14 protein-coding genes are annotated in these 15540 nt (G+C 49.2%); 11 read left to right on the forward strand and 3 right to left on the reverse strand.

Going from position 1 to position 15540, the window contains the following annotated elements:
• Positions 1-8 precede the first annotated feature (8 nt).
• From A1359_RS09955 to queG, 3 genes are all read right to left on the reverse strand, one after another.
• Entirely contained in the window at positions 9-2147 is a 2139-nt protein-coding gene (locus tag A1359_RS09955; RefSeq protein ID WP_066981789.1) for an HAD-IIB family hydrolase, read from the reverse strand.
• Between the two features lie 341 nt (positions 2148-2488).
• Positions 2489-3265, reverse strand: coding sequence for a hypothetical protein (locus A1359_RS09960; RefSeq protein ID WP_066981792.1), 777 nt, complete (start codon positions 3263-3265; stop codon positions 2489-2491).
• An 83-nt stretch (positions 3266-3348) separates the two neighbouring features.
• On the reverse strand, positions 3349-4425 hold the full coding sequence (gene queG / locus A1359_RS09965; RefSeq protein ID WP_066981795.1) for a tRNA epoxyqueuosine(34) reductase QueG: 1077 nt from the start codon (positions 4423-4425) through the stop codon (positions 3349-3351).
• A 53-nt stretch (positions 4426-4478) separates the two neighbouring features.
• On the opposite strand from queG, the gene A1359_RS09970 reads away from it, so the two are divergent.
• From A1359_RS09970 to A1359_RS10020, 11 genes are all read left to right on the forward strand, one after another.
• Complete coding sequence (locus A1359_RS09970; protein ID WP_066981798.1) at positions 4479-5939, forward strand: bifunctional ADP-dependent NAD(P)H-hydrate dehydratase/NAD(P)H-hydrate epimerase; 1461 nt, start codon at positions 4479-4481, stop codon at positions 5937-5939.
• Positions 5939-6409 (forward strand): tRNA (adenosine(37)-N6)-threonylcarbamoyltransferase complex ATPase subunit type 1 TsaE, encoded by a 471-nt coding sequence (gene tsaE, locus A1359_RS09975; protein WP_066981800.1) that lies wholly within the window; start codon positions 5939-5941, stop codon positions 6407-6409. The genes A1359_RS09970 and tsaE overlap by 1 nt, the downstream gene beginning before the upstream one ends.
• Before the next feature lie 39 nt (positions 6410-6448).
• Entirely contained in the window at positions 6449-7927 is a 1479-nt protein-coding gene (locus A1359_RS09980; RefSeq protein ID WP_066981803.1) for an N-acetylmuramoyl-L-alanine amidase, read from the forward strand.
• An 84-nt stretch (positions 7928-8011) separates the two neighbouring features.
• The gene (mutL, locus tag A1359_RS09985) at positions 8012-9910 is read left to right on the forward strand and encodes a DNA mismatch repair endonuclease MutL (RefSeq protein ID WP_066981806.1); all 1899 of its coding nucleotides are present in this window, start codon (positions 8012-8014) and stop codon (positions 9908-9910) included.
• The gene (miaA, locus tag A1359_RS09990) at positions 9910-10845 is read left to right on the forward strand and encodes a tRNA (adenosine(37)-N6)-dimethylallyltransferase MiaA (RefSeq protein ID WP_066981810.1); all 936 of its coding nucleotides are present in this window, start codon (positions 9910-9912) and stop codon (positions 10843-10845) included. Before mutL ends, miaA begins: the two co-directional genes overlap by 1 nt.
• Entirely contained in the window at positions 10838-11437 is a 600-nt protein-coding gene (locus A1359_RS09995) for a 5-formyltetrahydrofolate cyclo-ligase (protein WP_066981813.1), read from the forward strand. Before miaA ends, A1359_RS09995 begins: the two co-directional genes overlap by 8 nt.
• Positions 11434-12564: a type III PLP-dependent enzyme domain-containing protein gene (locus A1359_RS10000; protein WP_066981815.1), complete on the forward strand. Its 1131-nt coding sequence runs from the start codon at positions 11434-11436 to the stop codon at positions 12562-12564. Before A1359_RS09995 ends, A1359_RS10000 begins: the two co-directional genes overlap by 4 nt.
• Positions 12565-12834: 270 nt before the next feature.
• On the forward strand, positions 12835-13374 hold the full coding sequence (locus tag A1359_RS10005) for a hypothetical protein (protein ID WP_066981818.1): 540 nt from the start codon (positions 12835-12837) through the stop codon (positions 13372-13374).
• Positions 13375-13524: 150 nt separating this feature from the next.
• Positions 13525-14370, forward strand: coding sequence for a transposase (locus tag A1359_RS10010; RefSeq protein WP_066981820.1), 846 nt, complete (start codon positions 13525-13527; stop codon positions 14368-14370).
• A 483-nt stretch (positions 14371-14853) separates the two neighbouring features.
• Positions 14854-15069 carry a PIN domain-containing protein gene (locus A1359_RS23155; protein ID WP_408606539.1) on the forward strand — a complete coding sequence of 72 codons (216 nt, stop codon included), beginning with the start codon at positions 14854-14856 and terminating at the stop codon, positions 15067-15069.
• Positions 15069-15308, forward strand: coding sequence for a hypothetical protein (locus A1359_RS10020; protein WP_066981823.1), 240 nt, complete (start codon positions 15069-15071; stop codon positions 15306-15308). Before A1359_RS23155 ends, A1359_RS10020 begins: the two co-directional genes overlap by 1 nt.
• Positions 15309-15540 lie beyond the last annotated feature (232 nt).

Raw genomic sequence — 15540 nt, forward strand, 5'->3', positions numbered from 1 at the left:
ACCCTCCGTTAAAGATTGAAAAAATCGTAATGATCGATGGCTTCCAATATACCCCAGGCATGCGAGCGTTCGGCGAAATACACATGTTCATTATCCATCAGTGCCGACAATTCTTCCTGATGGCGATTGGCTACCACGACGCCTCGTGTATTGCCGCTTATCATATCGGCATCGCCACCCGAGCCACCGGTGGTGAGGATGTTCTCCAGCGGAATGTTCCACTGCCTGGCTACATAGCGCAAAGCCTGGCCTTTGGAGGCGCGGGCCGGCACAATATCCAGATATTGTCCGAAGGATAGCGTGGCATTCACCGATAATTCCTGCTGCCGTAGCAGGGTTAAAATCTCCTCCATCGGCGGAGCCAGATTGGCATCGTAATAGTAGGAAATCTTGAACCGGCTTTGCTCGCTCTTGGGTTGAGAGGTAAGGCCAGGCAGCTCTCCAAGTACACGCCGGAGTACTTTAGGTGTCCATAGGTGATCAATGTGGTAAGTCCAGGCAATGTCGGCAATCAATTGTGGCGCAAAATAGATTTCAGTTCCCAGGCTGGTAATCAGAATATCCGGCATCGGTATGCTATTTTGCTTAAATATGCTTAACGCCGAATCCAGACGTCGGCCAGTAGCAATGCCGAACAGTAGCTTTTTGTGTTTTGCGCGTACAAGTTTGACAAACGGCACTAAGCCTTCAGCATCGCCAAGCAATGTATTGTCCAGTGCGGTGAAAATTGCATGGGTTTTCAGCTTATTGGTTTTAGTCAACGATAGCTGTTTGATAATTGGCAATTCTTGTTGTAACAAGGGGCGGATTTTTTGCAAATAAGCTTGTGCGTGAGCATCCCAAGAATAATAACGCGCGACATTTTCTATGCCACTGGTCGATAGCTTTAGCCAAAGTGCCGGGTCTTCAAGGATGGTCAGCATAGCCTCAGCAAGAGCTGCTCTATTCAGTGGGTCAACCAACATGCCGTTTTTACAATTGCCGATGATATCGACCGGACCGCCATTTTCAGTCGCCACCAGCGGCAAACCGCTGGCAGCCGCTTCCAGTAAGGTTAAGCCAAATGGTTCAGTGAGCGCCGGATTGATAAATAAGCCGCGGGATGCGGCTGCCAGACGATAGATACCTGGTACATCTGCGGATGAATGATGCTTAGGCAGCGCAAATCGGCCGTACAGTTCGTAGCAATCAGCCACCAGTAATAGTTCGGTTAATACGCCTTGTGCGCCTTCGTTTAGTTCCCGGATATCCTCGCGGTTACCTGCGACTATCACCAGGTTTGCCAGTTCTTGTAAGCGAGGCGATTCGCCGTAAGCCTCCATCAGCGCCACGATATTCTTGCGTTCGTCGGGGCGTGACAAGGCTAATATCATCGGCTTATCAGGCTGTTGCAGAAATTGCCCCAGGCACTGCAAAAAGTCGCTGTCGCTGTCGGAAGGCGTGGGCGGATGGAATAGTACAAGATCGGTGCCCGGCGGTATCACCGCCATCTTTTCCGGTGTATAGCAATCGTAAAGTTCGTATTGGTCTTCGATTTCGTTGCGGGTGCTGGTAATCACCAGATCTGCATTCGTTAAGGTATCCTCTTCAGCATCAATACGCTGCAACATATGATAGCGCTGATTGATCAGATCTATCGGCAAGCCGGAGGCAATCAGGCGGCGCAGTTTATCGCGTCCCAAAGAATGGCCGGTATGTACCAGCGGTAAGCCGGTCAGATGCGCAACTCTCAATCCCACATAACCGGCGTCGGCATAATGCGTATGCAGCAGATCGGGTAAATCGGTTTGACTGTGCAGCCAGCTCAGCAAATTATCGGCAAAATTATCCAGATGATCCCAAAGTTCCTCTTTTGGAATGTAGGCTTCAGGACCGGCATCAATACGAATAATTTGGGCGTTTTTAGATAGCCTTTCTATCGGCTCGGCATAATCGGCCGTAATGTCGCTATCGATTATCCGGCGGGTGATCAGATCGACCCGTTTGACATGGGGTTGCATGGCCAGCGCCTTTGCCAGTTCAACCACGTATTTAGTTTGTCCACCGGTATCGGCATCACGCCCTAGCTCTAGGTTCTGGCCTCGAATCAAGCCGTGTATGCTAATCAATACGATGTGTAGAGGCTTATTTTGATTAAGTTCAGGCATATTTTCTCTCTATGGCCAATAGGGCTTGTAGATGTGGATACGCTGATCCCCGTTGAATCGGCGCCAAATTTGACCGAAATTGTATATCGAATAGGCCAAAGTTGTTTCGGATGATTTTTAGCCCAAAGGACTCATGAGAATAGCAAAACTGCTGGCTGAACATCAGGAAAAAATGACAGCATGCTTTTTTAGTTTAAAGGGCTTAAGACTAGGCAATATCTGTTTACCGCTGTCTATCTTGATAATGAATGCAAGTTCATTTTTACCTTACCTGATTTTTTGCGTCCTTGCATCCCCAGTTTTTAATGATTTGGAAAACCTTGTGCTCGAATTTTCGGCTATCAATGGTTTGTCGTGTCCATTGCAGGGGGAGCCTCAGTGCCTGAATAGAAGTTATCAAAAATTGGGGAAACACCTTCCGCCTTATAGCTGACAATATGCACATAAGCTATCAAGCCACTTCGACCGCGAGCATAGTCGCCATCATCTAGCGCGTAAATACGATCTGTATGGTTTTTGCCATCCCACATCATGATGGCTTTACCGGTACTCTTGTCGATCATCTGGCCCCACAGATAACCATCCGCTGACCAGAACTTAAGCCGGTAATCACCACTTGGATCAGGCGCAGGATTCATTAATCGTCCTTTAGCCAGAAAGATGGGGAAATGGATGCCACCCTCGCTTTTAACAATCATCAATTTGCGTGACAGAGCCTGTCCGTCTCTGTCGTTTCTAAACAGCAAGGCATAACCTTCAGGCAGAAAATACGAGGGGATAGGTTCCTGCATACGTGCCAATAAGCCAACGTCTTCGCCCCAGTTGTAAGTCCAATTCAATAAATCAGCTTCAATGTGAAACTTCGCATGCGGCGGTTCCTGCATATTAATACTGCCAATACGACCAGGGTTTAAAATATTGCCCCAGACAGACTCCATTTTATAAGCTGTGCTACCAGACTCTATGGGGAACGAGTACTTGCCGGGTATGGGGTCGTAGTGTAACCAACCGTCGTCATTTCCATCGTTAAAATCGTCGAAGGTGTCAGCATAAGGCGTGCCAATAAAGCCAAGGACGAGCAGGCTAGCGATGAGGAATTCAAAGTTTAGCTTAACCATCTTTTACACTCCCAATATTGATGTCTCTAAATACTATATCAATTGTGTTTTAGAGCAATTTCCGGTCTCAAAATCCTGCCAGTTTATAGTGCCGCTCTTGATATAAGTTGCTTTAATGCCCAGTCAGCATGTTCACGCACCAATTCGGCTTCGTGATGCAGTTTTTCCTGTAATGCGATTTTACTGGCTGCACTTGGGTTTCCATTGCCTAAGGCCACGGCGATATTGCGTAACCAGCGCTGATGGCCGATACGCCGAATCGCCGAGCCTTCGGTTTTGCTTAAAAACTCGCTTTCTGTCCATTTAAACAGTGTAATCAGTGTGCTGTTGTCTAATTTGTGCCGGGGTTGAAAATCGGCTTCTGCACTGAGTTTGGCAAACCGATTCCACGGGCAGATCAACTGACAATCGTCACAGCCATAAATTCGATTACCCAATAAAGGCCGTAATTCTTCCGGAATACTGCCATGCAGTTCAATGGTTAAATACGACACGCAGCGGCGGGCATCGACTTGATAGGGGGCGACTATGGCCTGGGTTGGGCAAATATCCAGGCAGGCTAGGCATTGGCCGCAGTGGTTAATGGTTGCGGTATCGACCGGCAGGGCAAGATCAGTATAGATTTCGCCTAAAAAAAACCAGGATCCGGCGCGGCGATTGATTAGATTGCTATGTTTGCCTATCCAGCCCAGACCGGCTTTTTCAGCAATCGCTTTTTCAAGTATCGGTGCGCTGTCAACGAAGGCACGGTAACCGTAGGGGCCTATTTCCGCTGCAATTTTATCGGCCAGTTTTTGTAAGCGGTTGCGCAGTAGTTTGTGATAATCGCGGCCCAAGGCATAACGGGAGACAAAGGCAGCCGTTGGGTCATCGAGTACTGTGTGGCTAGTGACGGGATTTTCCGGTAAATAATCCATGCGGGCGCTGATGATGCTGCGGGTGCCAGGTTGTAACAGGGCAGGGCGGCTGCGTTTTAAACCGTGTGCCGACATGTATTGCATTTCACCCTGTCTGTCTTGTGCCAGCCATAGTTGTAAGTGGTGTTCTGCATCGTTTAAATCGGTATCACTGATGCCAATTTGCTGAAAGCCCAGTGCCATACCCCAGGTTTTAATCTGATCGGCAAGTTGTTGAAAATCCGGTTGCTGGGTTGGGTACATGGCCAGGCTGCAATATAATGGTTTAAATTTAAATCATTTTACACAACAACAGCATGCAATCATCATCACAGTCGTTGTATCGAGTAGCCGAAATTCGTCAAGCAGAGCGAATAGCTATTGAGGATTTGCACATGCCCGGTTTGCAATTGATGCGTAGTGCCGGGCAAGCGGCATTTACTATCCTGCGGCAACGCTGGCCTGATGCGCATAGCCTGAGGGTGTTTTGTGGTGCCGGTAACAATGCCGGTGACGGTTATGTGGTGGCAAGATTGGCTTTGCAAGCCGGTTATGCGGTTGAGGTTTATTCGGCTGCGGCCGTGGAAAATTTAACCGGCGATGCATTGATTTCGTATCAGGATTTTATTGATGAAGGTGGCAAGATTGCTAGCTTCAATACAGAAATAAAACTGAACGCTGTCATTGTCGATGCCTTGCTAGGAACTGGTTTGAATCGGCAAGTGAGTGAGGAATATGCAGCGCTGATTGAGTTTATCAATCGGGCAAAATGTCCAGTGTTAGCCATTGACGTGCCCTCGGGTCTACATGCAGATACAGGCAATGTGATGGGGTGTGCGGTTAAAGCCGATGTCACCGTGAGCTTTATAGGTTTGAAATGCGGCTTGTTTACCGGCGAGGCCGCCGAGTATTGTGGCGACATCCTGTGTTCAAACCTACAGGTGCCGGAATCGGTCTTTTTAAAACTGGCTGTGGCGGCGAACTTGTTTAGTAAAGCTGCTTTGGCAGCGAGACCACGCAACGCACACAAAGGAAATTTTGGTCATGTGTTGTTAGTCGGTGGGAATCTGGGGTTCTCCGGAGCGATTCGTTTGGCCGGCGAAGCTGCCTTGCGCAGTGGTGCAGGTTTAGTCAGTATTGCCAGTCGAGTTGAGCATGTCGGTTTTTTGAATATGGGTCGTCCGGAGTTGATGTGTCACGGTGTAGAGAGCGTGGCGCAGTTAACTGCATTGCTGCATAAAGCCAGCGTGATCGTAATTGGGCCGGGATTAGGCCAGGATGCCTGGGGGCAAATGTTATGGTCGGCGGTGCTGGCGAGTGATAAAACCTGCGTAGTCGATGCCGATGCACTGAATCTGCTAGCCAAGCAGCCGGTTTTTCGTGAAAACTGGATTTTAACCCCGCATCCAGGCGAAGCTGCGCGACTATTGGGGGCTAGCAGCCGAGAGATTGCCGCTGATCGTTTTGCAGCCGTCAAAAACTTACAAATGCAGTACGGTGGTGTTTCATTATTAAAAGGCGCCGGTAGTCTTATCGCCGATCAGCAGGCTGTTTTTGTTAGTGCCACCGGCAATCCTGGTATGGCTAGCGGCGGTATGGGCGATGTGTTGGCAGGCATGATAGGCGGATTGGTCGCGCAAGGTTTGTCATTGATAGAAGCGACAAAACTTGCTGTCTACGTCCACGGAGAAGCGGCGGATTGTGCGGCGGCTGAAAATGGCGAACGTGGGCTATTGGCGAGTGATTTATTACCCAAAATTAGAGAGCTGTTGAATTAATGAAACTTGAATTAAATACCAGCGATGAAACCGAGTCGTTAGGGGCGGCGTTATGGCAGGCCTTGCCAAAAAAGTGTGTATTGTTTTTATACGGTGAGCTTGGAGCAGGTAAAACTACTTTGGTGCGTGGGTTGTTACGTGCTGCCGGCTATGCTGGTACAGTAAAAAGCCCAACTTATAGTTTGGTGGAAGAATATAGCTTGTCCGAACAGGCCGTATTTCATTTTGATTTGTATCGCTTAAAAGATCCGGAAGAGCTGGAATGGATAGGTATGCATGATTATTTGCATCAGGATGCTTTGTGCTGCATCGAATGGCCGGAAATGGGAACAGGCTATTTACCGCCGGCTGATATAGAGTTGCGACTGAGTCATCAAGCCGAAGGCAGGCAGCTTGAAATTAATCTGCTGAATGATGGCTTGAAAAATTCCTTGCTAATTAACTGGAAAAACAAAGACCTGCTGCTATAATCTCTAAAACATTTTAAATACTATCTTCGGTTGGCGGCTATGCAACAGATTACAAGATTATTTTGGCTATTGGGTTTGTCTGTGCAAGTGATGTTGGCTCACGCAGCACCCACTCAGGTTGAAGGACTAAAGTTTTCTAGCGACAACAGTGGACGTTTAGTCTTTAATCTAAACGCAGTGCCGCATTATCGATATTTCATGCTCAACAACCCCAGTCGCTTGGTGGTGGATTTTGACGATACCGCATTGGCGCATGGCATGGAGCAACCGCCGGCCAATCATGTTCTGGCGGTGGGTGTCAGGTCTGCCGTGCGTAAAAAAACCAATTTGCGGGTAGTGGTGGAATTAAACGCAGAAGCCGAAATAAAAGTGGCTGCTATCAATAAGGGCAAAGGTTTGCAGCTGCAATTTGATCTCAAGGCTACTTCATCGCCTAAAGCAGCCAAGGTCGCAAAAAAGTCTAATACTAAACAGGCTGACAATAAAACAGTAGTAAAAAGCCCGGTTCAAGCGAAAAAAGTCGCTCAAAAATCTACCAGCAAAGCCGCTAAGGCAAAAGGCCGCGACATAATTATTGCCATTGATGCAGGGCATGGAGGCAAAGATAAAGGTGCTCAAGGCGGCAATGGTACCTATGAAAAAGATGTGGTGCTCGCCATTGCCAAGCGTCTGCAAAGTGCTGTGAACAGACAAGTCGGCATGAAAGCCGTGATGGTTCGTGACGGTGATTATTTTGTTAAATTGAACAAACGAGTCAATATTGCTCGCGAAGCTAATGCCGACTTATTTGTATCCATTCATGCGGATGCGTTTGAAGATGCGAGTGCTCACGGCGCCTCTGTTTACACCTTGGCGAATAAAGGCGCATCCAGCCAGTTAGCACAGTATTTGGCTGATAGCGAAAATGCTGCAGATGGAGCTGCGGGTGTAGGTGATGAAACCTTAGCCTCTGTACTGATGGATTTGTCACAAAATGCCTCCAAAGAAGCTAGTCAGCATATCGGCAACAAAGTGTTGAAAAGTGTCGATACCGTAAGCCATTTACATCGTAAGAGTGTACAGAAAGCCGGTTTTGTGGTGCTGAAATCGCCCGTCCCCTCTATTTTGGTGGAAACGGCTTTTATTTCTAACCCGCAAGAAGAGCAACGCTTAAAAACCCGGTCTTATCAAGACCAAATGGCTAATGCAGTCTTCAACGGCATCGTTGCTCATTTTAAGCAATATGCGCCAGCCAATACCAAGTTTGCCCAATTGCAAAAATCCGGCAAGACGGCTACCAAAGTGGCTTCAAGCAGCAAAACCTCCAAGCAAAAGCTGGCTAAAGCGGATGTAGATACAGCTGACAAAGTGGTTTCAACCCGTGCTGCGCAAACCAAGCATGTCATTAGTAGCGGTGAAACCTTATCGGGTATTGCTCAACAATACGGTGTCTCTATGCGGGAAATCCGCAGCGTCAATGATATGGATGACGGCAACGTCAAAGCCGGTCAAGTTCTGCAAATTCCGCGTAGTAGCTAACAATCATTTCCCGAAAGGGGCAAATCAATTCGCCCCTGCGCAGGGTGATCCGCTAAAATACGCGCTTTTTTCTGAGCGCAGCCCATGCGAATTCGAGCCTTACCGACTCAACTGGTTAATCAAATCGCCGCTGGCGAAGTGGTTGAACGCCCAGCTTCCGTGGTTAAGGAGTTGGTGGAAAACTGTTTCGATGCCGGCGCTACGCAAATCACCATCGATATTGAACAAGGCGGAGTGCGGCAAATCAAGATTCGCGACAATGGCTGCGGCATAGTCAAAGACGATCTGGCGCTGGCTTTGTCGCGCCATGCCACCAGCAAAATTGCCTCGCTGGATGATCTGGAACATGTGATCAGCATGGGGTTTCGCGGCGAAGCCTTGCCCAGTATCAGTTCGGTGGCGCGTTTGACCTTGATTTCCCGTACGGCCGATGCCGAATGCGCCTGGCAAGTCAGCGCAGACGGTACCGAGCAAAACTTCGATCCACAGCCCGATCCGCACCCGCCTGGCACCACCGTTGATGTGCGGGACTTGTTTTACAACACCCCGGCTCGACGCAAGTTTTTAAAAGCCGAAAAAACCGAATTCGGCCATATCGAAAGTCTGATTCAAAAGCTGGCGCTGAGTCGGGTGGATGTGGGTTTTATATTGCAGCATAACCAGCGCGAGGTACTGAATCTAAGGCCGGCAGCGACGCTAGCAGAACAGGAAAAACGCATCGCCGCAATTTGCGGTCCGGCCTTTGTCGATAACGCGGTCAAGATCGATTATGCCGCCTCCGGTTTGCATCTGCATGGCTGGGTTGGTTTGCCGACTTTTTCCCGCAGCCAGCAGGATATGCAGTTTTTTTATGTCAACGGCCGTTTGATCAAAGACAGATTGGTGGCGCACGCCGTCAAGCAGGCGTATCAGGATGTGCTGTATCACGGCCGGCATCCGGTGTTTGTGCTGTATCTTGAGCTGGACCCGGCGCTGGTGGATGTGAATGCCCATCCGACCAAACTGGAAGTGCGGTTTAGGGAAGGGCGCATGGTGCATGATTTTCTGTTTCAAGCCTTGCACCGCAGCTTGGCGGAACAAAGGCCCGGACAGGCACCGACGCATCAGATAGACATACAAACCCAGCCGCCTATCGAGCCGCCAGCCACTGAAGTACGGCCGACAATCAGTCAGCAAATAGCCTTGCCCTTGAGTTTGGCGGATGATCAGCCCTTAACAGCTAGTCGATCTTCAACCGAAATGCCTCAAAGGCCAGCGCCATCTGGCTATACAAATGAGAAATCCGGGCGCGGTTTGCCTTATTCGGCCTACAGCAAACCCCCTATTAACGTGGCCGACCAGATTCAGGCCTACGGCAAACTTTATCCCTCCGCCGAGGCCAAGACTAGCGAACAAGCCATGCCGCCGTTGGGATTTGCCCTGGCGCATATTCACAGTATTTACATCCTGGCCGAAACCGCTAACGGTATCATTTTGGTCGATGCGCATGCCGCGCATGAACGCGTCACTTACGAACGTTTAAAGCAAAATTATCATAATCGCGCCATCGTCTCTCAGCCCTTGCTGCTGCCGATCAAGATTCCGGTCACTGCGGCCGAAGCCGATCTGGCCGAGCAGGAACATGAGTTTTTTCATAGTCTGGGATTTGAAATAAACCGTTCCGGCCCGGAAACCGTGGTGTTGCGTGCCACACCGGCCTTGTTAAGCAAAACCGATGTCGATCAATTGGTGCGCGACATACTGGCGGATATGTTAACCCACGGCGTCAGTCGTAAAGCCGAGGAAGCCAGTAATGCTATTTTGGCCACTATGGCTTGCCATAGCTCGGTACGGGCCAAACGTAAACTCAGCATAGAAGAAATGAATGCTTTGTTACGTGACATGGAGCAAACCGAGCGTATCGGTCAGTGCAATCACGGACGACCTACCTGGGTGGCGCTGAGTCATCAGGATTTGGATCGATTTTTCATGCGTGGCCAATAATGACCATCTCCAAACCCCAAGCCATCTTATTAATGGGGCCGACGGCCTCAGGCAAAACCGCATTATCGGTGGCGATGGCGCAAGCTCTGAATGCCGAAATTATCAGCGTCGATTCGGCGCTAGTCTATAAAGGCATGGACATCGGTACCGCCAAACCCACTCTGACCGAGCGCGGCGGCATTCCACATCATTTAATCGATATCCTCGATCCAAGCGAGTCATTTTCCACTGGTCAGTTCCGTGCTCAGGCGCTGGCGCTGATGCAAGATATTACCCAACGCGGCAAAATGCCGTTACTGGTCGGCGGCACCATGCTGTATTTCAGCGCCTTGACCCAAGGCTTGGCCAAATTACCCGAGGCCAATCCTGACATCAGGCAACGGCTGGATAGGGAATTGCTCGAATTGGGTAAGGAAGCCTTGCACGCACGCTTGGCGCAAATCGATCCTGTTGCAGCGGCGAGGATTCATGTCAACGACCCGCAGCGCATCCAGCGGGCGCTGGAAGTGTATGAAATCAGCGGTCGTTCGCTATCGAGTTTTTTTCAGACCGATCAGCAAGCCGATCAGCCGTATGACTTTATTAAGTTAATCGTTGCGCCACAGCAGCGTCAGACCTTACACGCCAAAATTGCCGAACGCTTTAAACAGATGCTGGCGCAAGGTTTTCTGGATGAAGTCAAAGCCTTGCAAGCACGCGGCGATCTGGATGAAAGCATGCCGTCGATACGTTGCGTCGGTTACAGGCAGGCCTGGTCGTATTTAAACGGCGAATATGATTACGAGAGCATGCAGGAAAAAGCCATCATCGCTACCCGGCAACTGGCCAAGCGCCAATTTACCTGGCTACGCAAGGAAGAAAACGCAAAGCATCTGATTAGCGAAGCGGCGGATTTATTGGAAACTGCCTTGGATTATTGCCGACAACATGGATAAACAGCAGCAACGCCAAATCGCCTACGCGGCGCGAAATGCGCAAACGAACAAGGATGCGATAAGTGCCGACATTTTCCTACACGTGATGTCCCAAGCCGGCTATCAACAGGCCAAAACCGTACTTTGGTATGTACATTGCCGCTCGGAAGTGCGCAGTTTGCCGGCCTTGCAACAACAATTAAACACGGATAAACGCATCGTAGTGCCGTATTGCACGCTCGATGCAGCCGGCGAAAAATGCTTAGGCTTATGGCGTTTGCTGTCATGGGATGAATTACAGCCGGGCATGTGGAATATTTTTGAGCCGCCGCCCGAACGCTGGCAGGAAGCGGACAGACAAATCAATCCGCAAGAATTGGATCTGGTCATCGTGCCGGGCGTTGCCTTTGATACACAAGGCGGCCGTTTGGGCAATGGTGCCGGTTATTACGATCGCTTGCTGCAACAAGTCCGGCCGGATACGCTGCTGGTTGGGGTTTGTTATGAATCTCAGTTATTACCCGACATCAGCATGCAAAGCCACGATGTGACTATGGATGTAGTGATTACAGAGTGGGCAGTTTATCCGGGGCAGCGTCAGGCGCAGCGATGAATCCGGAGCAATTGAAACAGCAGGTTCAGTACAGCCCTGCATTCGTGCTGGATTTGGAGCAAGTCGAGTCCAATCTGCAACCCTTGCAGCAGATTAAACAAGCCAGCGGCTGCAAAGTATTGTATTCGATGAAGGCCTTGCCGCTAGGCGGCTTGCTTTACCAGCTTAAACAGCTGCTGGATGGTATTTCCGTCAGTTCCTTATTCGAAGCCAAGCTGGCCAGAGAAGTGGTCGGTGAACAGGCCAGTCAGCATTTGACCTCGCCGGGTTTACGCTCTGATGAATTTGCCGAGCTTGGCGGCATGTGTACTCACGTCAGTTTTAATTCGTTATCGCAGTATCAAAACTTGCATGGCTTGGCGGCGGGCTATTCCAAAGGCCTGCGCATTAACCCCAAATTGTCGTTCGCTGCCGATTTGCGTTACGACCCTTGTCGGCTTCATTCCAAGCTGGGTGTGGATATTAATCTGCTGCAACAGCATTGGCCGGCTGGTATCGAAGGCCTGCATTTTCATACCGTGTTCGGACAGACGGATTTTCAGCCTTTACAAGCCACCCTGGCTAAGTTGCAGCCAATATTACAAAGGCAGCCCAGATTAAAATGGCTGAATTTGGGCGGCGGGTATTTGTATCACAGCATAGACGATCACAAGCCCATCATCGAATTGATCCGGCATTTAAAAACCCAATACACCGATGATGTTTATCTGGAGCCGGGCAAGGCTTTGGTCGGCAATGCCGGCTACTTGCTGACTACGGTGCTGGATAGTTTTGAAAGCGACGGCAAAACCGTACTGGTGCTGGATACCTCGGTTAATCATCATCCGGAAGTGTTCGAATATCAGCGCAAACCATTGTTATTGGAAGAAGATCTACAAAGCGAGAATACCGCCATTTTAGCGGGCTCAAGCTGCCTGGCCGGGGATATATTCGGCGAATACCATTTCAACAAAATCCCCGCTGTGGGCGACAAATTGATATTTGCCGATGTCGGAGCCTACAGCCTGATCAAAGCCCATCGTTTTAACGGTTACGCCTTGCCAGCCGTATATTTGTGGCGAAATGAGCTGGCGGAATTGCTTAAAGCCGATGACTATGCCGATTATCGGCGGCAATGGTTGGTTTAAAAACGTGTTTGCTCGGAGCTGAGTATTTGCATTTATTTGTGTTTTCTAAATTGCAAGACACGATATTGTTGTCATCTTGACATTGAGTAATTAGAGGCTATAGTGAGGCGAACAATTATATAGGCAAATTTGCCCGAATTTATGGCTAATATCAGGTTATCAAGGCACATTTGCCCGGTTTGGGTGCTATCAGGGCAAAAGTGCCTGAAAAGGCCGGTAATATCAACTTATCAGGCAGATTTGCTTGATAATCAATAGTTAGGTTGCACTATGACTTTTCTCGAGTTTCTGGCGAGCATCATTGATTCGTTGGCTTGGCCTGCGGCGATTGTCTTTCTGGTTGTCGTGCTCAGAAAGCCGCTGGCCGAGCTGGTCCCTCTATTGAGGAAGCTGAAATACAAAGAACTTGAGCTTGAGTTTGCGGAGGGTTTGAAGGAACTTAGCCCACCAGCTGAGCCATCGAAAATTGAGGGGCCGAAAGGCTTTGGAAATGACCTTGAAAGGCTAGCGGAGGTTTCGCCTCGCGCCGCCATCATTGAAGCATGGCTCCAGATAGAAGCTGAAGCATCGAGAGTGGCCGCATCATTCTGGACTGGTGCCGAAACAGAGATTTTTCGAAACTACGCCAAACTCGGCGACTACTTAGAGAAGACAAATGTTCTTAACTCACGCCAAGCACAGAATTTTCGCAAGCTGCGTGAGCTGAGAAACAAGGCGGCCCATCATGAAAAGCTTGAGATCGACCAGAATGCGGCCGCTGTATATGTCCATGCTGCTGTTGAACTGGTTGAGCATTTGAAAGCGCAGTGAAGGTGCAACCTAACAAATCGTTGCACCGGACATTTGACCCGCTGCCCATTTTTGCTTCCGCAAAAACAGGCATCGCCTCAAAGAAACAGGACTGCAAAGGGGTCAGGTCTCGAATTGAGAATTCCTGTCTTTTGAACTAAAGTTAACACTATGGCCCGACATCTCAGACTCGAGTTTCCAAATGCTCTCTACCACATCACTTCGCGCGGTGACCGGCGCGAGGATATCTACGAAGATGAGGAGGACAAGCGCATTTTTCTGAGCCTGCTGGGCAAGGTTGTTGCCGATTTCAATTGGCTTTGTCACGGCTATTGCCTGATGACAAACCATTATCATCTGATCGTTGAAACCCTTGAGGGTAATCTCTCTATAGGGATGCGGCAATTGAACGGCGTCTACACCCAAACCAGCAATCGTCGTCACGGACGGACGGGGCATTTATTTCAAGGTCGTTATAAGGGTATTCTGGTGGATAAGGATAGCTATCTTCTGGAATTGGCTCGTTATGTTGTCCTCAACCCTGTTAGAGCGGGCATGGTCCATAAAGTCGAAGATTGGCCATGGAGCAGTTACCTTGCGATGATCGGTCAAGCAGAAAAGACTGATTGGCTGACGACGGACTGGATCTTATCCCAATTTGGCGAGAATCGATCCGAGTCAAGAAAGCGTTATCGGATGTTCGTTCAGGACGGTATGAGGCAGACTATTGAAATCTGGGCCCATTTAAAGAACCAGATTTACCTGGGCGATGAGGAATTTGTAGCCAAGGTTCAACATGGCGTTGAAATCGACAAACAAGCTTGGGATATTCCAAAAAAACAAAAGCGGGGGATAGCAAAATCTTTATCGGAAATCGAGCAGCAAGCAATTGACAGGAATACGGCCATAAAAACAGCTTATGCCACTGGCGCCTATAGTCAGCGAGAAATCGGGGAGCATTTTAATTTGCATCCCAGTACGGTGAGTGTCATTGTGAGGCAAGACAATGATTCTTAATTCGAGACCTGACCCCGATCTCCCGTGACCCCGATCTCCCTGACGCGACAGTCATCTCTTCGAATTCATCGCCGGAAAGCGGTCGGTAAAATTCCGATTCCTGGAAGCGACCAGTCGTTAAAGAGTGCAGTCGACCTACTGCGGCCATAGAACCTAGACTTACCAATGGTTGCAGACTCGCGTAAAGCTTTCCATCATTTTGTCGCAAAGAGCCTATCGACTTACTGTCAGAGCCACGGGCGCAAATAATAAAGCCGCCTTCACTTTCTTGAGCGTAATAAAATGATATGCGATATGAATACACTCCGTGTCGTTTTGGATACCAACGTTCTGGCGCCGCATCCCGAAGCAGGAATGGTGCTTCATTTGCCCTGCTACTGACCCTAAAAAACGGCCAATTTACAGCGCTGGCGTCGGTGCCGCTGATGCTGGAATACGAAGCTGTGCTGAAACTGGGCCACGACCGATGCCTTCCTGGACGCACTGTCGTTATTTATTGAACCAGTACACCTGCATTACCTTTGGCGACCACAATTACGTGACCCAAAAGATGAAATGGTGCTGGAAACCGCATTAAATGGTCGGGCCGAAGTGCTGGTCACCTTGAATATTGCTGATTTTGTTCCCGCCAGCCATTTTCGACTGCCGGTGTTGACCCCAGGTGCTTTTTTGCGCCAATTGCAAGTGGAGAAAACCTGATGACTAACTATGCGCTGCGCGTCCCCGAATCCCTTTATACTTACGCCCGCAAAGTGGCGGAGGAAGAGCATGTATCAATGAACCAGTTTTTCGTCATGGCCATTGCCGAAAAAGTTTCCGCATTGAAGACCGAGACCTATTTTCGTGAGCGGCAATCGCGCGGCGAACTCAATGCTTTTGACACCTGGCTCAACGCCAGTCCTGATGCAGAACCTATGGCAGGAGACGAATTAGTTTGACATCGGAGATAACCGGTTTATGCCTGCGGTTCAATTCAATATCGTCTGTACTTGTGGGATAAAAGTGAACCGCATGGTGGATATTGCTGGCCAAAACGGAGGGTTTGATTGCTATAGACTTTGTGATTTGTTGTTCTTATAGGCTATGGTGTTGCCAATACTCAAAACAAGGTTGACGACAAGTATCAGCAAAAATAAGCGGATAGCCAAAATCAGCAGTTGTTTAGAAAAA

Origin of the sequence: Methylomonas lenta (assembly GCF_001644015.1) — a bacterium.
Lineage (GTDB): Bacteria > Pseudomonadota > Gammaproteobacteria > Methylococcales > Methylomonadaceae > Methylomonas > Methylomonas lenta.